Below are 17,735 nucleotides of genomic sequence, written 5' to 3'. Positions count from 1 at the left end.
TTTAGGTATGACTAAGATTAATGCAGAGGGGGTATCGGCATCGAAGGTATTTTTGCCTGCGAATCAATCACATCCAAACCTGTTGCATTTCTTTATTGCTCAATTTCCCCATATCAATCCTGGTGAGTGGGAGCAGCGATTTAATGACAACCTCATTTTAGATATCGAAGGTCAACCCCTAGCAGCAAATGATCCATATCAACCCAACATTCATCTGATGTATTTCAGGAGATTGGAGCGCGAACCCGAGATTCCGTTTGAAGAGCAGATTCTCTTTCAAGATGAACATATTCTGGTTGCGGATAAGCCCCATTTCTTACCAGTGACACCAAGCGGCTTATATTTGCACCAAACCTTACTCAACCGTTTAAAGAAAAAGACGGGTATTCCAACACTCAGCCCTATTCATCGTATTGATCGAGATACTGCAGGCTTAGTCATCTTCTCAGTTAATCCTCAGGAGAGAGCTAAATACCAAAATCTCTTTCGAGATCGTGCGGTAAAAAAAGTATACGAAGCAATCGCTCCTTACTCAGAAGATCTGATTACGCAATTGCCCATAACGTATCAAAGTAGATTGGAAGAATCAAAGCACTTTTTGCAGATGCAAGAGGTGGAGGGTGATCCTAATAGCGATACTTTGATAGAGTTACTTGAAAAAAAGGCTGCTTGGGCTAGATATCAATTAACGCCCGGTAGTGGCAAAAAGCACCAACTGCGTTGTCATCTCAACGCATTGGGAATCCCAATCAAGTTTGATCAGATCTACCCAGATTTGACTCCGTATCAAGAATACGACCTGGATTTTTCTAAACCCTTACAACTTCTAGCAAAAAAAATCATATTTCAAGATCCCATTACGGGTGAGATGCACTCTTTCTGCAGTCAACGAGATCTTGAGGGTTGAGTTTTATTAGTCTTTGAGGGCTGCAAAACTAGCGGCCTGAGCCTTATTCCAGTAGAGCTCAAATACTTTCGGTAGATTCAGAGTTGGATCGATGTTACCCCCCTGAAGAAGAAGTCCTCCTGGCATTTCTGGTAACAAGAAGGACAGGAGGCGTACTTCATTTTTGCTAATCCGTCGAACAATATGGGAAGCATCGATCTCATTTGGATGATCTAAGCCCGCTGCCTCCACTAACTCTTTTAATGTCTTGAGAGTTTCATTATGAAAGTGATAAACGCGCTCGGATTTATCAGGTACCACCAAGGCTTTTTGGCGCTCAGGATCTTGGGTGGTTACGCCAGTAGGGCAGAAGCCTGTGTTGCAGACTTGTGCCTGAATGCAGCCGATTGAGAACATAAAACCACGGGCACTATTACACCAGTCCGCACCTAAGGCAAAGGCCACTGCCATATCAAAGGCGCTAATAATCTTGCCTGAGCAACCAATTTTGATCTTATCGCGTAAGTTCACACCCATTAGAGTGTTATGGACTAAACGTAAACCATCTTGCAGTGGCGTACCAACGTGATTCGTAAATTCCACTGGGGAGGCACCAGTGCCACCTTCAGAGCCATCCACTACGATGAAGTCAGGATGAATATTGGTTTCTAGCATGGCTTTAACAATCCCAAACCATTCCCAAGGATGGCCAATGCACAACTTGAAGCCAACCGGTTTACCACCAGACAAATCGCGTAAGCGTTGTATAAAGTGCATCATCTCAAGGGGTGTGGAGAAGGCGCTGTGTGATGAAGGGGAGATGCAGCTTTCACCTTCTTTAACGCCACGAGCGGCAGCAATCTCTGCGGTAACTTTAGGTCCTGGCAAGATACCGCCATGGCCTGGTTTAGCCCCTTGGCTTAATTTGATCTCGATCATTTTGACTTGAGCATCAAGGGCATTTTTTTTAAACTTATCAGCATTAAAAGTGCCGTCTTGATTGCGGCAACCAAAGTAGCCTGAACCGATTTCCCAAATGAGATCACCACCATGTACGCGGTGATAATGAGATATCGAGCCTTCACCTGTATCGTGCGCAAAGCCTCCCTTCTTAGCTCCTAGGTTCAAAGCTAAGATGGCATTAGCGCTCAGTGATCCAAAGCTCATAGCCGAGATATTAAAAATACTGGCCGAGTATTTTTGCGTACAGTCTTTACCACCAATCTCTATTCGAAAATCATGACTTGGTAAATGGGTAGGCACCAGGGATTGATTGATCCATTGATATCCCGGCGCCATCACATCTATAGTTGTGCCAAAAGGAATCTCATCGGCAACCGCTTTTGAGCGCGAATACACTAAAGTGCGTTGCTCTCTCGAGAAGGGCGTCTTATCGTTATCGCCCTCAATAAAGTATTGTCGAATCTCAGGACGAATAAATTCCAGCAAGAAACGCATGTGACCCAGAATCGGGTAGTTCCGCAAAATGGCATGTTTAGTTTGCAAGCGGTCATAAATACCTAGCAAACTAAGAAGGCTAAAAGCTATAAAGAGGAGCCAGCTAGAAGCATCCATCAGCAAGGCAATACCGCTGATGAGGGTGCCAACAATACAAATGGCAAAGGTACTTAAGCGAATGGGCAGAATAGGGCGAGATGATTTATTCATAAAGGATACTTGGCTCCATTGGGTCTGAACGCAGTATAGACAGTAAATATGTAAGCTTTATTGTGATTTAGGTCAAATTCTGACACGAATCCTCTGAATGGTAGGAGTATGCTGGATCTAAGGAGATCTTAGTGCTTGTTCCAGGCTCTGCAAAACTCGAGCCAATTCAGCATACTCATCACCATGACGCTTAGATTGTGGAAAAATCCTTGCGTAAGCATGCAAGTTTTTCTATAAAGTAGATCGAATGTTGTAATTTTTTAAATAGGACCAAGTAATGACTAAAGAAACTCTAGGGCCAGATGGCTTGCCAGGACATGATTACTTCTTGGATGCGGTAAACCATATTGATGAGGCCGTAGCCAACAAAACGATTGCCATCAGCGCAGCAAAGGGTATTGTCTATAGTCTTGTAGAAACTCTAGGAGCCATGGTTGGTGACCCTGACTTGCCGGCCCACCTAAAGTCTGGTTACATGGGTGCGCTTGATTTGGCTGTTGACTTAGAAGCAAAGCTGTCTAAGTAAGTTATATCGATAATCAGTCTCGTAAGGGCAACTTCGGTTGCCCTTATCCATTTAGAATGGAAGATAAATGCCTTTGTATAGATGTTTATGAGCACTCCCACAGAAAAACGCTTGGCGGTCGCACCCATGATGGAATGGACGGATCGCCATTGCCGTTCTTTTCATCGCACACTGACCAAACAGGCAGTTCTCTATACAGAGATGGTAACTACTGGGGCATTAATGCACGGAGATGTTCCCCGTCATTTAGATTATTCAGAAGATCAGCATCCCGTAGTGTTACAGCTTGGAGGCTCTGAGCCAAATGATTTAGCGAGATCAGCTGAGCTCGCTGCGCAATGGGGTTACGACGAAATTGACCTCAATTGCGGTTGCCCATCTGAACGTGTACAGCGTGGAGCATTTGGTGCCTGTCTGATGGCTGAGCCAAAGTTAGTAGCTGATTGTGTCAAGGCAATGAAGGATGCAGTCAATATCCCGATTTCAGTCAAGCACCGCTTGGGTCTAGATTTTATGGATGCTGCAAGCTCAGAAAAAGATTATCAATTTGCTCTGGACTTTATTCTTGCTGTAGCCGATGCGGGTGCAAGTCAAGTCACTATTCATGCGCGCAATGCAGTACTCAAAGGTTTGTCTCCTAAAGAAAATCGTAGCAAGCCTCCATTGCGTTATGAGGTAGCAGCAAAGCTTCGCATTGATGCACAAAAGCAGTTTCCCAGGCTCAAAGTCCTACTCAATGGTGGCTTAGAAACCAATGAACAAATTGCAGGGCACTGGAATGATTTTGATGGTTTCATGGTCGGCAGAGCGGCATACCATTTTCCAGCATTGTTATTAGGGTGGGATGATTTAATAAGCACTAATGGTGATGCGGCAGGATATCTTTTTAGTGAGACTGAGTGGCATCGTATCCAGATAGCTTTAGTAAAGCAGGTATGGGCTTGGTTTGATGAATGCAAAGAAAAGCAAAGACCGTTTTATATCGGCGCATTTACAAGACATATTCTGGGATTGGCGCATGGAAGGGCAGGCTCACGTTATTGGCGTCAACGACTTTCTGATCACCATGCTTTAGCAAAAGTACAGAGCAAAGCTGCCATCGCCGACTTCTTTCTGGATGCCAGCCTATGCCTTGGCGATTGGGCTGCTTTTGAGTTGGGAACGGCCGATTAGGGTCTTTTTGGCAGGTTTTTGGTCAAAAAGGCTATAATCTGACCTTCTACAACGGCGGACGTAGCTCAGTTGGTAGAGTCCCAGATTGTGATTCTGGTTGTCGCGGGTTCGAGCCCCGTCGTTCGCCCCACAATATTCATAAAAGGCTCCTCAATTGGAGCCTTTTCACTTGGCTTGTACAGTGCAAAATAATAGAGAATGACAAAGCCATACATCGAATCATCTGATATTGAAATCACCCCTGATTACCAAGCGGTGATTGAAGCTATCGAGCGCCATGACCCTTATATCTTTGTGAGTGGTAAGGCAGGCACGGGGAAAACAACCTTAATAGGTCACCTCCGTGAAACGATTCCTGGCAACGTCGTTGTAGTTGCCCCAACTGGCATCGCTGCATTGCAGGTAAAGGGTGTCACAATCCACTCGTTCTTTAGATTGCCTCCACGCCTGATTTTCCCTGAAGAAGACATCAAGCCACTGCGCGACAAACGTCTCTATAAAGACATTCGCTTGCTGATCATTGACGAGATTTCGATGGTGCGCGCCGATGTGGTGGATGCGATGGATTTATTCTTGCGTGAGAATGGTCCACAAAAAGGTAAGCCCTTTGGCGGTATTCAGGTGATGTTTGTGGGTGATTTATTTCAGCTGCCTCCGGTAGTCTCCAGTGCAGATATGCAGGTACTATCAGATCGAGGTTACGAAGGTCCTTATTTCTTTTGTGCCATGGCGTTACATCGTAAAGACGTCACGATGGTTGAGCTATCCAAGATCTTCCGTCAAAAAGATGAGCACTTTGCTAGTCTGCTCAATCGTATCCGTATTAACCAAGACGTAGATGAAGCGATTGATACCCTCAATGCACAGTGTTATCGCCAAGACGAACAAGTGGATGAACAAACTATCACACTAACAACGACTAACGCTCGGGCTGATCAGATCAATGGAGCAGGACTGCGCGCCATTACCACTGAGGGCAAGGTGTACACAGGTAAAACAACTGGTAAGTTCAATGTCGATGAGCGCAACCTGCCATCGCCAAATAATTTAGTCCTCAAGGTCGGCGCTAAGGTGATGTTTACCGCAACGGATCCTGGATTTCCGAAGCGCTGGGTGAATGGCACGATTGGAGTGGTGCGTGAGTTATTACCAGACAAGGTCAAAGTCATGGTGCAAAACGGACCTTACTCCAATACTGTTGAGGTAACGGGTCATCAGTGGGAATCGTATCGCTACGATCACGATATGATGTCAGGCAAGATTTCACCGAGCATCATTGGCACTTATGTGCAGATACCGCTGATGCTAGCTTGGGCTGTCACCATCCATAAGAGTCAAGGCAAGACCTTAGATAAGGTGAAGGTTGACCTTTCTTCCGGTGCCTTTGCCTCAGGTCAGGTCTATGTAGCGCTCAGTCGCTGCAAAACGATAGAGGGCATTTCTCTACAAAGGCCAATTGAGCCAAGAGATGTCAGCTGCGATCAAGAGATCAAGCGCTTTTATATGAATTGCCTGCCAAAGAATTAAAACCCGGCTGCCAATCCATCGCGGCGGTGATCACTACCAGCAATATAGGCAGAGTGAGTGTCATCACCCAGTTTGGCAATGGCTTGCGCGCTACCAAAATCTAAGCTGTTAGCAGGCTGCACAGCCACTTCATGGCCCATCGCTTTAAGTCCATCAACAACACTCTGCGGCATAGATGCCTCAACCGTCAGTTTGCCCAGATCATCAATACGCCAGCGAGGAGCATCAGAGCAAGCTTGTGGGTTTAAATACTCATCAACAAAGCGCATTACAAATTGAATATGGCCTTGAGGTTGCATATTGCCGCCCATCACGCCAAATGCCATTGCTGGCTGACCGTTCTTCGTTAAGAAAGCAGGCAAGATCGTGTGGAAAGGACGTTTACCTGGAGCTACTTGATTGGGGTGTCCGTCAACTAAGCTAAAGCTCATGCCACGATTATGGAAAGCAATGCCACCTGGAGCGACCACACCAGATCCAAAGCCTTTAAAGTTTGACTGAATATAAGAAATCATCATGCCCGATTCATCTGCGGCACAAAGGTATACGGTACCACCAGAGTGAGGATCACCGGCCCCGTAGTTGCCCGCCTTGCCATGATCAATCAGTGCAGCTCGACTTGCGAGATAAGTGCGATCTAACAAACTGGTTACTGGAACTTGCATCGAACGTGCATCACTGACATAAGCATACGCATCAGCAAAAGCTAAACGCATTGCTTCAATCTGAAGATGAATGCGCTGCGCAGAATTTGCTGGATATTGTTTGACATTAGCGGCTTGCAAAATTCCTAAAGCCATTTGCGCCGCGATGCCAGAACCGTTCGGTGGGATTTCTAGAAGAGTGTATTCGCCATAATCAAATGCAAGTGGCTCAACCCAATCCGGCTTGTTATCGGCAAAGTCTTGCATGGTGAAGCAACCACCAGTTTTCTGGGCAAAGTCCACCATACTTTGGGCAAGCGGACCTCTATAAAAAGATTCGCCTTCAGTTGCCGCAATTTCTTTCAAGGTCTTAGCTTGCGCAGGATATTTCCAGATCTGTCCAGCTTGTGGAGATTTGCCATCAATTAAAAAGGATTCACTAAAGCCCGGTTGATTTTTCAAAATTGGAATTGCTTCACGCCATTGACGAGCAATGACTGGAGATACTGGAAAGCCATTTTCTGCATAGTCGATTGCACGTTTAAAAAGTTGCGCAAAAGGCAGCTTGCCAAATTTTCTGGAGAGCTCAATCCAACCGGCCACCATCCCCGGAACGGTAACCGTATTCCAACCAATTAAATCCATTGCGGATTTGCCAACAAAATACTCTGGCTTCCATGCGGCAGGCGCACGACCTGAAGCGTTCAGACCATGAATTTTTTTGCCATCCCACAAAATTGCAAAACCATCCCCACCAAGACCATTCATGGTTGGTTCTACAACAGTGAGGGTGATAGCAGTTGCTAGCGCCGCATCGACTGCATTCCCACCGTTTTGCAGAGCTTCAATACCCGCTTGGGTTGCTAAAGGTTGGGAGCTGGCAACGGTATTTCTGGCAAGCACTGGGGCACGACCGCCACCAAAGGGAGGGGAAATAATCATGGATTTACTTACTTAAAGATTGAAGACACATTAGTCCACTTTAACATTCGCTGACTTTACAACTTTGGTCCATTTGTTTGCCTCTTCGGCTGTAATTTCAGCCAACTTCTCAGAGTTGGCAAACTGCGGATGAATACCTTGAGCAGCCATGCGTGATTTAAAGTCTGGATTGGTCAAAATCTTCCGTATCTCATGCTCTAACTTACTCACAATGGCTGGGGAGGTTCCTTTGGGAACAAATACCGCATAAAAGTTCTCAACATCAAATTGCTTCATGCCATCTTGTCCCAGCGTTGGTACATTGGGCATCAGTGGCGAACGTTCGGCAGCAGCAATCGCAATGGGTCTTAGCTTTCCGCTCTGAATGTGAGGTAGGGAAGCTGTTACGCTGTCGAACATCATTAAAGTGTTGCCAGCAATGAGGTCGGGTAATGCAAAACTACTACCTTTATAAGGAATATGAGTTCCAGCAGCACCGATGCGCTGCATAAACAAGGTAGATTCTAAGTGCGAGAGACTGCCGTTGCCTTGAGATGCGTAATTGAAATCACCTTTTTTAGATTTAATGAAGCCAATCAGTTCAGGAAGATTTTTTGCGGGGACGCTTGGGTTCACCACAATCAAATGGGGAATGGTACCTATGAGAGCAACAGGTACAAAATCCTTTTGCAAGTCAGCGGGGGGATTTTTAAATAAAGCAGATGAAATCGATTGATTAGTGAGTGCGCTGATATGAATGGTGTAGCCATCTGGAGCGGCCTTGGCGGCTGCTTGCAGACCAATCATGCCACCTGCGCCAGGTTTGTTCTCCACCACAATTGATTGGCCAAGTAAATCCGCTAGAGGGGCAGTTACGCTACGCGCAAAAATATCGGTAGATCCGCCAGCTGGAAAAGAAACAATTGCGAGGATGGGTTTCTTAGGCCAATCAGCCTCTGGAGCAGCGAACGCAGTACTCAACAAGCTAAGTAGGGTGCAAGTGCTGAAAAGTAAGGATTTGAGGATAGTCATTTCAAGGTCCGTAGAGTCAAACAGGTCAATGGGTAATATAGTATTGGATATTCATAAAACAGATTCATACAGACTACAAGAGACATTCATGACGGCAGCAAATAAAACATTGAACGGTGTAGATATGTCAGCGTATTGGCTGCCGTTTACTCCAAATCGCTATTTTCATCAGAATCCCAAGATCATGCAGTCTGCTAAGGGAGCTTACTACTACGATGATCATGGTCGTAAGCTATTTGATGGTCTTTCTGGGCTCTGGTGCTCACCATTGGGGCATGCTGATCCACGCATTGGTGCAGCAATCTCTAAACAGTATGAAACCATGGATTATTGTCCTGCCTTTCAGATGGCAAGCGAGGCCACTTTTAGCCTAGCTACTCGCATTGCCAACATGGCGCCTGCAGGGCTGGATAAAGTCTTTTTCACCAACTCTGGATCAGAAGCCGTCGACACTGCGCTGAAAATTGCTATTGGTTATCACCGTGTTATGGGAAATGCTTCGCGCATTCGCATGATTGGCCGAGATCGCGCATATCACGGCGTTGGTATGGGCGGTATTTCAGTGGGCGGCATGGTCGCTAACCGCAAAATGTTTGCCAGCATGATGATGCCCGGTGTTGATCATCTCCCGCATACCCTCAATCTTTCGCAAATGGCTTTTTCAAAAGGACAGCCAACCTGGGGCGCACACCTAGCAGATGAGCTAGAGAAAATTGTTGCCCTTCATGATGCCAATACGATTGCAGCCGTTATTCTTGAACCCGTACAAGGATCTACGGGAGTGATTGTTCCACCACAGGGTTATCTTCAAAAGATTCGCGAGATTTGTACGAAGCACGGCATCTTGTTAATTTTTGATGAGGTCATTACAGGTTTTGGGCGTTTGGGAGCAAACTTTGGTGCTGACCGTTTCGGAGTGACACCGGACATGATTACGTTTGCAAAAGCCATTACTAATGGCGTGATTCCTCTAGGTGGTGTGATTGTCCGTGGCGATATTTATGACAACATTATTGCTAATGGTGGTCAAGAACAAGCTATTGAGTTTTTCCATGGCTATACCTACTCAGGACATCCAATACCAACTGCTGCTGGTCATGCGGTACTCGATATTTTTGAATCTGATGACTTAGTTAATCGTGCAAAAGCGCTAGAGCCAATTTTAGAGAATGGTTTACACGCCATGAAAGGTAAATCTGGAGTGTTGGATATTCGTAACTTTGGTTTGTCTGGGGCGGTAGAGCTTGATCCCGTCCCTGGTAAGCCTGGTCTGCGTGCGCTCAAAACATTAGAGGCATGTATTGAAAGGGGCGTACTTGTGCGTGTTGCGGGAGATGTGATTGCTGTAGGCCCTCCATTTATTTCGGAGCCAAAAGAGGTAGAGTTTTTGTGCAGCGTTTTGGGTGATGCGGTAGATGCAGTGATGCAAATTAAATCGTAGCAATCTAAAAAATAATTAATAAATAAGCACATAAATAGTAGGAGACTTATGACCACTCAACGAAATTTATTTAATCAACGACTCAGTAAGCCAGGATTAATTGTTGCGCCTGGTGTTTATGAGATGGTGTCATTGCGTTTAGCGGATCGGATGAATTTCGATGCTCTCTATATGACTGGTTACGGCACGGTTGCCTCTCTAATGGGTTTACCAGATGCTGGTATGGCAACCTATACCGAAATGGTAGGCAGAGTAACTGCAATGGCTGGCATGGCCAAGACTCCTTTGATTGCTGATGGTGATACGGGTTATGGTGGGCTATTAAATGTTCGTCACACCATTCGTGGCTATGAAGCTGCAGGTGCAGTAGCGATTCAATTAGAGGATCAAGAGTTTCCAAAAAAATGCGGACATACTCCTGGGCGCCGAGTAATTCCCATGGAAGATATGGTTAGAAAGATTGAGGTGGCTGTTGCTTCACGCACGGACCCCAATTTCAAGATCATCGCTAGAACAGACGCGAGAACTACCTTAGGTTTGGATGAGGCACTGCGCCGCGGTGAAGCCTATGCAAAGGCGGGCGCAGATATTTTGTTTATCGAATCACCTGAGACGCAAGAAGAAATGCAACGCATAGGCAAGACCTTTTCAGGTCATCCCTTGATTGCTAATATGGTAGAGAAGGGAAGGACACCTGTTCTATCAAAGGCTGAGTTAGAACAGTTGGGATACAAAATCGCTATCTTCCCTGTAACCGCTTTACTGGCTTCAGTGCAGGCTATGACCAAGGTGTACGAACACTTCAAGGACTCTGGATCCTCGATTAACAATCCAGTCGATTTGTATGACTTCGGTGACCTATCTAAGCTAATGGGCTTCGAAGATGTTTGGGAGTTTGAGAAGCGTTTCGTTGAGACTAAATAAAATTAGATAAAGGTTTTTCATGAAATTACACCGTTACCTAGCAACAGGCCTGATATTCCTTGCGGTATTTAGTGCTTCGCATGCCTACGCTCAATCAAACTATCCGAATCGACCCATTCGTTTAATTATTCCATTTACCCCAGGTGGTGTAACTGATACATCAGGTAGATTTATTGCCGAACAATTGTCATTAAAGCTTGGTCAACAGGTGATTGCTGACAATAAACCTGGCGCATCGGGCAATATTGGCACTCAAATGGTTACAACTGCTGAACCTGATGGCTATACCTTGCTATTGGGATACGCAGGTACCTTATCAATCAATCCTTCACTTTTTGACAAAGTGCCATTTGATAGTGTGAAAGACTTTGCGCCAATCGGAAAGATTGGTGATGCCATCTTGATCATCGTTGCTAATAATGATTTTCAGGGAAAAACTTTGTCGGATGTCATCGCGATATCTAAAAAGGATCCCAATGGACTGTCCTATGGCACCTCTGGATCTGGTGGCACACCGCATATTGCGGGGGAATTATTTAAACAAAAGACCGGCGCCAACCTCGTTCATGTCCCTTATAAGGGTGGTGGTCAAGCTCTGCTAGATTTATTGGGTGGGAATATTCCGCTGGTCTACACCGCAGTTGCTGGAGCAAATCAATACGTGACAACCGGAAGAATTAGAGCAATTGCGGTATCAAGTGCAAAGCATAGTCCAAGCATGCCTGATGTGCCAACCTTTATCGAGAGTGGCGTGAAAGATTTTGTAATTGATGATTGGGTTGGTTTATTGGCACCAGCCAAAACACCCAAACCAATTATTGCCAAGTTGAATCAGGCATTAAATGAAATTCTGAATTCACCAGAAGGCAAAGCAAAGTTGCTATCTATGGGTATATTCCCATCACCCGGCACCCCTGAAAAATTTGGCGAACAAATTAAAGGTGACTTGGTCAGATTTGCGCCGATTGTCAAAGCTGCTCAAATCAAATCTGAGTAAACCAGGTTGGTTGCTAATTCACTTATTGAATAAGTGATAGATGATGGGAATGGCAACGGCACTAATAACGCCATTCATTCCCATTGCAAGGCTTGCATAGGTTCCCGCCTCTGGGTGAATGCTAAATGCGCGTGAGGTACCAATTCCGTGCGCGCCAATGCCAATTGCAAATCCTCTTTGCCACCAAGCTTTCATTCCTAGGGCATTCAGAACAAAGGGTGCCAAGATAGCGCCTAGTATTCCAGTGCTCACCGCAAAAATTGCTGTCAAAGTAGGTGACACGCCAATACGCTCAGCAATACCCATCGCAATTGGCGCAGTCACTGATTTTGGATACATGGCACCAGTAATACTTCTATCAGCCCCTAAAAGCGTAGCAATTTCTACGGCACTCACAATTGACACTAAACCGCCAGTACACAGCGCTGCAATCAAGGGCAGTGATCTTCCTTTGAGGCTGCTCAGCCCACGATAAATCGGAATGGCTAAAGATACAGTTGCGGAACCAAGCAAGAAGTGAATAAATTGAGCACCCTCAAAATAAGTTGAGTAGGGCATTTCAATGAATTGAATGCTAGTTGCAACAATCAAGATGGCAATTGCTACTGGGTTGGCTAAAGGATTTTGCTTGGCGTGCTTGTAAATGGTTAGGCCTATTTGGTAGGCGGCCAGCGTAATGAAGAGTGCAAAGAGGGGGCTACCCGATAAATAAACCCAAATTTCGACGATGGAATGCTTTTCACTCATGACTAGCCTTTCGGCTTAAGAAGCGAACCACTAATGCGCTTGAACCAATCGTGAGTATGACGCTGGCAACTAGTGCGGATATGATGGCCAAGGCATTGGCTTTGAGTTGCGGTAGAAATAGCACCACACCAACGGCAGCGGGTACAAAGAGTAAGCCAAGATACTGGCTAAAACCATCGGCGACCATCGCTAGTTCAGCATTGATCCCCTTACGGATGACTAGCCACCCAACCATCAGAACTAAGCCAATCACTGGGCCGGGTAGGGTAGGTAAGAGAAGCTTGGAAACCAACTCCCCAAGGCTCTGAAAAAGCAGGATTTGTACTAAGCCAGAAATCATGATTCGATCTTACAGGCTCTAATTTATGTTGCATAGCAATAAATCAATTCTTCAGTAAGATAAATGCACGAAATTAATGGGGGTTTTGCTAAAAGACCTTTGTTAAAAAAGTAACAAAGTAAAACAAGAACAGAGATAAATAGGAGACCACTCATGGCTGAGTTAAATGTCAATGGCAAGAAATACAAGGTGGATGTAGATCCAGATACCCCATTACTTTGGGTCATACGTGAGCAAATTGGTCTCACTGGTACTAAGTATGGTTGTGGAGTGGGCCAATGCGGCGCCTGTACGGTTTTGTTTGAAGGCCAGGCATTGCGTAGCTGCTCAGTGCCAGTTTCTGCAGCAGAAGGCAAGAAGATCGAAACCATTGAGAGCTTGGAGAAGAGCGGTCAACTTTCTAAAGTACAAAAAGCTTGGGTTGATAACCAAGTGCCACAGTGTGGCTACTGCCAGTCTGGCATGGTGATGGCAACAACTGCTTTGTTGCGTAACAACCCAAAGCCAACCGATGCGCAAATCGATGAGTCGATTACCAATATCTGCCGTTGCGGCACATTCCAACAAGTGCGTGCAGCGATTCATGCTGCTAGCAAGGCTTAAGGGGGGCATATGACTACTACTATTAATAGCTCCCGCCGTCATTTTGTCGTTGGCTCGACTGCTATTGCCACCGGTTTGGCAATCGGCTTTGATCTGACATTTATGTCAGCAGCAAATGCTGCAATGGGTACTGGCACAACATCTATGGCGCCACTAGCTACCCCAGAGATTGGTGTGTGGGTTGTGGTTAAGCCGAATGATGATGTGATTGTGCGTATCGTTCGTTCCGAGATGGGACAGGGCACTATTACTGGATTGGCGCAAATGGTTGCAGAAGAATTGGAATGCGATTGGAAAAAAGTCAGCTACGAATATCCATCGCCTGCCGAAAGTCTCAAGCGTAAGCAAGCCTGGGGTAGCTACTCCACTGGCGGTAGCCGCGGCATCCGTACATCCGAACAATATGTTCGCAAAGGTGGTGCAGCAGCGCGCATGATGTTAGTTCAGGCAGCTGCAGATCAATGGGGCGTTCCAGCCTCTGAGTGCGTTGCAGCCAATAGCGTGATTACACATACGCCATCTGGCCGCAAGACTACTTTCGGCAAGGTTTCTGTAGCGGCTTCACAGCTGCCCGTACCTACTGAAGTGCCATTGAAAGATCCAAAAGAATGGAAGTTAATTGGTAAACCTGTTAATCGTATCGATGGCGTTGCAGACAAAGTGACTGGGCGTCAGGTCTATGCGATTGATTTGAAGATGCCTGGCATGTTGGTTGCCAATATCAAAGAGTCTCCGGTTTTTGGCGGCAAGGTTAAGAGCTACGACGCTGCTAAAGCCCAAGGGATGAAGGGTGTGAAGAAGGTCGTGCAAGTGGGTGACTCTGCTGTTGCTGTTGTGGCAGAAACTTTCTGGCAGGCTAAGACTGCATTAGATCAAGTCAATATCGTTTGGGATAACGGCGCCAATGGTAATGTATCGAGCGCTTCCATCAAGAAAATGTTGGAGGAAGGCTTGACTGCGGATGATGCATTTGTTCATAACACCAATGGCGATGTGAACTCTGCGCTATCTAGTGCATCTAAGAAGATCGAGGCAACTTACTTCTATCCATTCTTGAACCATGCAACTCTAGAGCCACAAACTGCTACTGCTAAGTGGACTGCAGATTCATGCGAAGCATGGGTTCCAACACAAGACGGTGAAGCTTCTTTGGCTGCAGTCATTGCAGCTTCTGGATTGCCTGCTGAGAAATGTAATGTCTACAAGGTAAACCTTGGCGGCGGATTTGGTCGTCGTGGTGCATTCCAGGATTACACAACTCAAGCAGTCAACATTGCTAAGCAAATGCCTGGTACTCCGATCAAGTTGATTTGGACTCGTGAAGAGGATATGACACAGGGCCGCTTCCATCCGGTCATGATGTGCAAGATGACCGCGGCTATTGATGACAAGAAAAATGTCACCGGTCTGAATATGCGTTTATCTGGCCAGTCAATTTTGGCGGCGGTTCGTCCTGCAGTAGTTGCTGCTAATAAAGGTAAAGATCCATTGGCATTCCAGGGTGTCGAGCCTAGTGGCGAGCACGGTATTACTTATAGCTTCCCTCATTTGACGATTGATCATGCAATGCGCAATACCCATGTTCCACCAGGCTTCTGGCGTGGTGTGAACGTTAACCAAAATGCCGTCTTTATTGAAACATTTATGGATGAGCTGGCTGAAGCAACAGGTATGGATGCGGTGGAATTCCGTCGCAAGCATATGAAAGAGTTTCCGCGTGCAGTTGCCGTTCTCAATGCAGTAGCTGATGGTATTGGTTGGACTAAGCCTGCTGCTCCAGGCGTTTACCGTGGTGTAGCACAAATGCGCTCATTCGGTAGTTATGTAGCCGCTGCTTGTGAACTCTCGGTGACCAATGGCAATGAAGTGAAGATACATCGTATTGTTGCTGCTACCGATCCAGGTTATATCGTTAATCCAGCTCAGGTATCTCGCCAAGTTTCTGGCTCTTTCGTATACGGCTTATCTGCTTTGTTTGAAGAAGAGATTACGATTGAAAATGGTGCCGTCGTGCAGAAGAACTTCGACACATTTAATTCCATTCGTTTATCCCAGATGCCAAAGGTTGAAACTATTGTGATTCAGGGTGGCGGTAAAGAGTGGGGTGGCGTTGGTGAGCCTACGATTGCAGTGGCTGCCCCAGCAGTGCTCAACGCCATCTACCGTGCAACAGGCAAGCGTTACCGCACTGTACCTTTGAAAAATAGCGGCATTAAGCTCGTTTAATCATTAAAGCTTTGTGAAACAGCGTTTATGAGAAAGGGGTGCGTTCTAGCAATATTCTTGCTAGGCGCCCTCAATCTCCATCCGATTGCTGCACAAACGATTGTTAATGGCGCGATAGATCAACCGCTCACTGCATTGCCAGGTGATGCTCTTCGTGGAAGAGCCATTGTGGCTAGTCGTCAAACGGGATTGTGTCTGCTGTGTCATAGTGGACCGTTTCCAGAGGGGCGTTTTCAGGGCAACCTAGCTCCTGAGCTCAGTAGTAGTGTGGCGCGGTATACAACACCTCAATTAAGAGCCAGAATCGTGGATGCCAGTTACTTTAATCCCAATACCATCATGCCAGCGTATTACCGCACTGATCATCTCAATCGGGTTGCCCCAAAGTTTGCAGGGCAAACGATTCTGAGTGGTCAAGAGATTGAAGATGTTTTGACATTTTTACTGACCTTAAATACCAATAACAAATGATGCATAAAGAATTTGTTTTTCAAAAGAGTCGACGTGCTTGGCTCAAGAAAATTCAACAGCTCGGCTTGATTGCTGTCGGAGCTTGGTTTAGTCCTGCGACTGTATTTGCAAAACCAGAAGACGCTGCAAAAGCCATTCAAGAAATTACTGGTGGAAAGCCTGTGATAGACGGAAAAGTCAAACTCGTTATTCCACCCTTGGTGGAAAACGGCAACCTCGTCGTGCTCAAGGTCAGTGTGGATAGCCCAATGACAGCCAATGATTACGTGAAATCAATCCATGTGATTGCTGAGGGCAATCCATTGCCCAATATTTTTACGGTTTACTTAACGCCGCGCTCTGGCACGGCTACTATTACTACTCGCGTTCGTTTAGCCGATAGCCAAACTGTGCGGGCTATTGCGCAGATGAGTAATGGTAGTTTTTATCAAGGACAAGCGGAAACCTTGGTGACGCTATCAGCCTGTACTGAGTTGGTATGAGGAGGAATCATGAGTAAAACTTCTCGTACCTCTATCACCATGCCATCGAGTGCTAAGAAGGGCTCGATCATCGAGATTCGGGCAATTGCTCAGCACGATATGGAATCAGGATTTCGCTATACCGAAAGCGGCAAGTTAATCCCGAGAGACATTATTCGGGTATTCACTTGCACCTATAACGATGTCGAAATTTTTAAAGCGGACTTTTACTCTGGAATCGGCGCTAATCCATTGATCATCTTTACTACCATCGCTACAGAAACTGGTGTCTTAGAATTTAAATGGTCTGGTGATAATGGCTATGAGGCGGTGAACCAAGCCAACATCACGGTTTCATGAGTAAGCCACAGTTCTTGTGGTTTCTTGCTGCCACGATGATCTTGAATTCTGCCACGCTGTTGGCGGCTAGCGATAGCAGCAAATCAAAACCTCAGTCAAGTTACGAGCTAATGTCGTCTGAAAATAAAGCCATGCAAGATGATCCTAGCCTCAACCCGGCGATGTTTTGGGTAGGTGATGGCGAAGTTTTATGGAATAAGCCTGAAAAGAACAATCAATCCTGTGCCAGTTGTCATGGCGATGCCAAAAAATCAATGCGTGGTATTGCAACAGCATTTCCAAAAATGATGAAAGGGAAGTTGCAAACTCTAGAAGGTCAGATTAATCAATGTCGCGTTAGCGCGCAGGGCGCATCTGCATTGGCATATGAAAGCAAAGATCTTCTCTCGCTTACTGCCTATATTGCATATCAATCCAAAGGGATGCCAATCGCAATAAAAGAAACCCCAGAGAACAAATCCGCGATGCAGAAAGGACGCCAATCCTTTTACCAGCGAATGGGGCAGCTAAACTTGTCTTGTGCTCAATGTCATGAGGACCGAGCTGGACTTAAATTGGGTGGTAGCCCCATCCCACAAGGTCATCCTAATTCTTATCCAATCTATCGCTTAGAGTGGCAGACTCTAGGATCTTTACAACGTCGCTTGCGTAACTGCATGAGCGGGGTAAGAGCGCAACAATATGAATATGGCTCACCAGAAATGGCTCAGCTGGAGTTGTTTCTGGCTTGGCGCGCTCGTGGGTTACCTCTGGAGTCCCCAGGGGTAAGGCCCTAACTACTTTTATTG

18 protein-coding genes and 1 tRNA gene are annotated in these 17,735 nt (G+C 46.1%); 14 read left to right on the top strand and 5 right to left on the bottom strand.

Translation table 11 applies throughout. From position 1 onward, the window contains the following. Positions 1-7 precede the first annotated feature (7 nt). Positions 8-907, top strand: coding sequence for a pseudouridine synthase (locus tag ICV38_RS05925; protein WP_215378309.1), 900 nt, complete (start codon positions 8-10; stop codon positions 905-907). A 6-nt stretch (positions 908-913) separates the two neighbouring features. Here the strand turns inward: ICV38_RS05925 and ICV38_RS05920 are convergent, their stop codons facing one another. Continuing rightward, entirely contained in the window at positions 914-2,554 is a 1,641-nt protein-coding gene (locus tag ICV38_RS05920; RefSeq protein WP_215378307.1) for an FMN-binding glutamate synthase family protein, read from the bottom strand. Between the two features lie 277 nt (positions 2,555-2,831). Between ICV38_RS05920 and ICV38_RS05915 the strand changes: the two genes are divergently transcribed. The 4 genes from ICV38_RS05915 (at position 2,832) to ICV38_RS10345 (ending at position 5,780) form a co-directional block, all read left to right on the top strand. Continuing rightward, positions 2,832-3,080 carry a hypothetical protein gene (locus tag ICV38_RS05915; protein ID WP_215378305.1) on the top strand — a complete coding sequence of 83 codons (249 nt, stop codon included), beginning with the start codon at positions 2,832-2,834 and terminating at the stop codon, positions 3,078-3,080. 87 nt (positions 3,081-3,167) lie between these two features. Further along, the gene (dusA, locus tag ICV38_RS05910; protein WP_215378303.1) at positions 3,168-4,253 is read left to right on the top strand and encodes a tRNA dihydrouridine(20/20a) synthase DusA; all 1,086 of its coding nucleotides are present in this window, start codon (positions 3,168-3,170) and stop codon (positions 4,251-4,253) included. Positions 4,254-4,307: 54 nt separating this feature from the next. Then, positions 4,308-4,383 (top strand) — tRNA-His (locus tag ICV38_RS05905). Between the two features lie 68 nt (positions 4,384-4,451). Next, positions 4,452-5,780 carry an ATP-dependent RecD-like DNA helicase gene (locus ICV38_RS10345; RefSeq protein WP_215378301.1) on the top strand — a complete coding sequence of 443 codons (1,329 nt, stop codon included), beginning with the start codon at positions 4,452-4,454 and terminating at the stop codon, positions 5,778-5,780. Here the strand turns inward: ICV38_RS10345 and ICV38_RS05895 are convergent. After that, positions 5,777-7,366: a gamma-glutamyltransferase family protein gene (locus ICV38_RS05895; protein WP_215378298.1), complete on the bottom strand. Its 1,590-nt coding sequence runs from the start codon at positions 7,364-7,366 to the stop codon at positions 5,777-5,779. The two genes, ICV38_RS10345 and ICV38_RS05895, sit on opposite strands and share 4 nt — an antisense overlap. Before the next feature lie 30 nt (positions 7,367-7,396). Then, positions 7,397-8,377: a tripartite tricarboxylate transporter substrate binding protein gene (locus ICV38_RS05890; RefSeq protein ID WP_215378296.1), complete on the bottom strand. Its 981-nt coding sequence runs from the start codon at positions 8,375-8,377 to the stop codon at positions 7,397-7,399. Positions 8,378-8,465: 88 nt separating this feature from the next. Here ICV38_RS05890 and ICV38_RS05885 point away from each other — a divergent pair, with 88 nt between their 5' ends. Genes ICV38_RS05885 through ICV38_RS05875 form a run of 3 tightly spaced genes read left to right on the top strand, consistent with a single transcriptional unit; the run spans position 8,466 to position 11,739 of the window. Continuing rightward, a complete protein-coding gene (locus tag ICV38_RS05885; RefSeq protein WP_215378293.1) occupies positions 8,466-9,818 on the top strand; it encodes an aspartate aminotransferase family protein in 1,353 nt (450 codons plus the stop codon). A gap of 48 nt (positions 9,819-9,866) precedes the next feature. Beyond that, on the top strand, positions 9,867-10,742 hold the full coding sequence (locus ICV38_RS05880) for an oxaloacetate decarboxylase (protein ID WP_215378290.1): 876 nt from the start codon (positions 9,867-9,869) through the stop codon (positions 10,740-10,742). 19 nt (positions 10,743-10,761) lie between these two features. After that, positions 10,762-11,739 (top strand): tripartite tricarboxylate transporter substrate binding protein, encoded by a 978-nt coding sequence (locus tag ICV38_RS05875; protein WP_215378288.1) that lies wholly within the window; start codon positions 10,762-10,764, stop codon positions 11,737-11,739. Positions 11,740-11,757: 18 nt separating this feature from the next. Here the strand turns inward: ICV38_RS05875 and ICV38_RS05870 are convergent, their stop codons facing one another. Next, entirely contained in the window at positions 11,758-12,486 is a 729-nt protein-coding gene (locus ICV38_RS05870) for an LrgB family protein (protein WP_215378285.1), read from the bottom strand. After that, positions 12,479-12,826: a CidA/LrgA family protein gene (locus ICV38_RS05865; RefSeq protein ID WP_251368120.1), complete on the bottom strand. Its 348-nt coding sequence runs from the start codon at positions 12,824-12,826 to the stop codon at positions 12,479-12,481. The genes ICV38_RS05870 and ICV38_RS05865 overlap by 8 nt, the downstream gene beginning before the upstream one ends. Before the next feature lie 153 nt (positions 12,827-12,979). On the opposite strand from ICV38_RS05865, the gene ICV38_RS05860 reads away from it, so the two are divergent. The 6 genes from ICV38_RS05860 to soxA are packed head-to-tail and all read left to right on the top strand — an operon-like array spanning position 12,980 to position 17,723. After that, positions 12,980-13,429: a (2Fe-2S)-binding protein gene (locus tag ICV38_RS05860; protein WP_215378283.1), complete on the top strand. Its 450-nt coding sequence runs from the start codon at positions 12,980-12,982 to the stop codon at positions 13,427-13,429. A gap of 9 nt (positions 13,430-13,438) precedes the next feature. Beyond that, positions 13,439-15,655, top strand: coding sequence for a xanthine dehydrogenase family protein molybdopterin-binding subunit (locus tag ICV38_RS05855; RefSeq protein ID WP_215378280.1), 2,217 nt, complete (start codon positions 13,439-13,441; stop codon positions 15,653-15,655). 27 nt (positions 15,656-15,682) lie between these two features. Then, on the top strand, positions 15,683-16,126 hold the full coding sequence (gene soxX / locus ICV38_RS05850; protein WP_215378277.1) for a sulfur oxidation c-type cytochrome SoxX: 444 nt from the start codon (positions 15,683-15,685) through the stop codon (positions 16,124-16,126). Beyond that, positions 16,123-16,608 carry a SoxY-related AACIE arm protein gene (locus tag ICV38_RS05845; protein WP_215378274.1) on the top strand — a complete coding sequence of 162 codons (486 nt, stop codon included), beginning with the start codon at positions 16,123-16,125 and terminating at the stop codon, positions 16,606-16,608. The genes soxX and ICV38_RS05845 overlap by 4 nt, the downstream gene beginning before the upstream one ends. Positions 16,609-16,617: 9 nt before the next feature. After that, positions 16,618-16,947 (top strand): thiosulfate oxidation carrier complex protein SoxZ, encoded by a 330-nt coding sequence (locus ICV38_RS05840; RefSeq protein ID WP_215378272.1) that lies wholly within the window; start codon positions 16,618-16,620, stop codon positions 16,945-16,947. Continuing rightward, complete coding sequence (gene soxA, locus ICV38_RS05835) at positions 16,944-17,723, top strand: sulfur oxidation c-type cytochrome SoxA (protein ID WP_215378269.1); 780 nt, start codon at positions 16,944-16,946, stop codon at positions 17,721-17,723. The genes ICV38_RS05840 and soxA overlap by 4 nt, the downstream gene beginning before the upstream one ends. Positions 17,724-17,735: the final 12 nt, after the last annotated feature.

Source organism: Polynucleobacter sp. MG-6-Vaara-E2 (assembly GCF_018687695.1).
Taxonomy (GTDB): domain Bacteria; phylum Pseudomonadota; class Gammaproteobacteria; order Burkholderiales; family Burkholderiaceae; genus Polynucleobacter.
The sequence above is the reverse complement of the archived record's forward strand: the minus strand, read 5'-3'. Positions and strand labels throughout refer to the sequence as shown.

Bases quoted from the DNA above. Each gene is read 5' to 3' on its own strand.
- ICV38_RS05885 (WP_215378293.1), top strand. From the start codon at position 8,466: ATGACGGCAGCAAATAAAACATTGAACGGTGTAGATATGTCAGCGTAT.
- ICV38_RS05875 (WP_215378288.1), top strand. From the start codon at position 10,762: ATGAAATTACACCGTTACCTAGCAACAGGCCTGATATTCCTTGCGGTA.
- ICV38_RS05855 (WP_215378280.1), top strand. From the start codon at position 13,439: ATGACTACTACTATTAATAGCTCCCGCCGTCATTTTGTCGTTGGCTCG.
- ICV38_RS05880 (WP_215378290.1), top strand. From the start codon at position 9,867: ATGACCACTCAACGAAATTTATTTAATCAACGACTCAGTAAGCCAGGA.
- ICV38_RS05865 (WP_251368120.1), bottom strand. From the start codon at position 12,826: ATGATTTCTGGCTTAGTACAAATCCTGCTTTTTCAGAGCCTTGGGGAG.
- ICV38_RS05920 (WP_215378307.1), bottom strand. From the start codon at position 2,554: ATGAATAAATCATCTCGCCCTATTCTGCCCATTCGCTTAAGTACCTTT.
- ICV38_RS05860 (WP_215378283.1), top strand. From the start codon at position 12,980: ATGGCTGAGTTAAATGTCAATGGCAAGAAATACAAGGTGGATGTAGAT.
- ICV38_RS05870 (WP_215378285.1), bottom strand. From the start codon at position 12,486: ATGAGTGAAAAGCATTCCATCGTCGAAATTTGGGTTTATTTATCGGGT.
- ICV38_RS05845 (WP_215378274.1), top strand. From the start codon at position 16,123: ATGATGCATAAAGAATTTGTTTTTCAAAAGAGTCGACGTGCTTGGCTC.
- ICV38_RS05925 (WP_215378309.1), top strand. From the start codon at position 8: ATGACTAAGATTAATGCAGAGGGGGTATCGGCATCGAAGGTATTTTTG.
- ICV38_RS05840 (WP_215378272.1), top strand. From the start codon at position 16,618: ATGAGTAAAACTTCTCGTACCTCTATCACCATGCCATCGAGTGCTAAG.
- soxA (WP_215378269.1), top strand. From the start codon at position 16,944: ATGAGTAAGCCACAGTTCTTGTGGTTTCTTGCTGCCACGATGATCTTG.
- dusA (WP_215378303.1), top strand. From the start codon at position 3,168: ATGAGCACTCCCACAGAAAAACGCTTGGCGGTCGCACCCATGATGGAA.
- ICV38_RS05915 (WP_215378305.1), top strand. From the start codon at position 2,832: ATGACTAAAGAAACTCTAGGGCCAGATGGCTTGCCAGGACATGATTAC.
- ICV38_RS10345 (WP_215378301.1), top strand. From the start codon at position 4,452: ATGACAAAGCCATACATCGAATCATCTGATATTGAAATCACCCCTGAT.
- ICV38_RS05890 (WP_215378296.1), bottom strand. From the start codon at position 8,377: ATGACTATCCTCAAATCCTTACTTTTCAGCACTTGCACCCTACTTAGC.
- ICV38_RS05895 (WP_215378298.1), bottom strand. From the start codon at position 7,366: ATGATTATTTCCCCTCCCTTTGGTGGCGGTCGTGCCCCAGTGCTTGCC.
- soxX (WP_215378277.1), top strand. From the start codon at position 15,683: ATGAGAAAGGGGTGCGTTCTAGCAATATTCTTGCTAGGCGCCCTCAAT.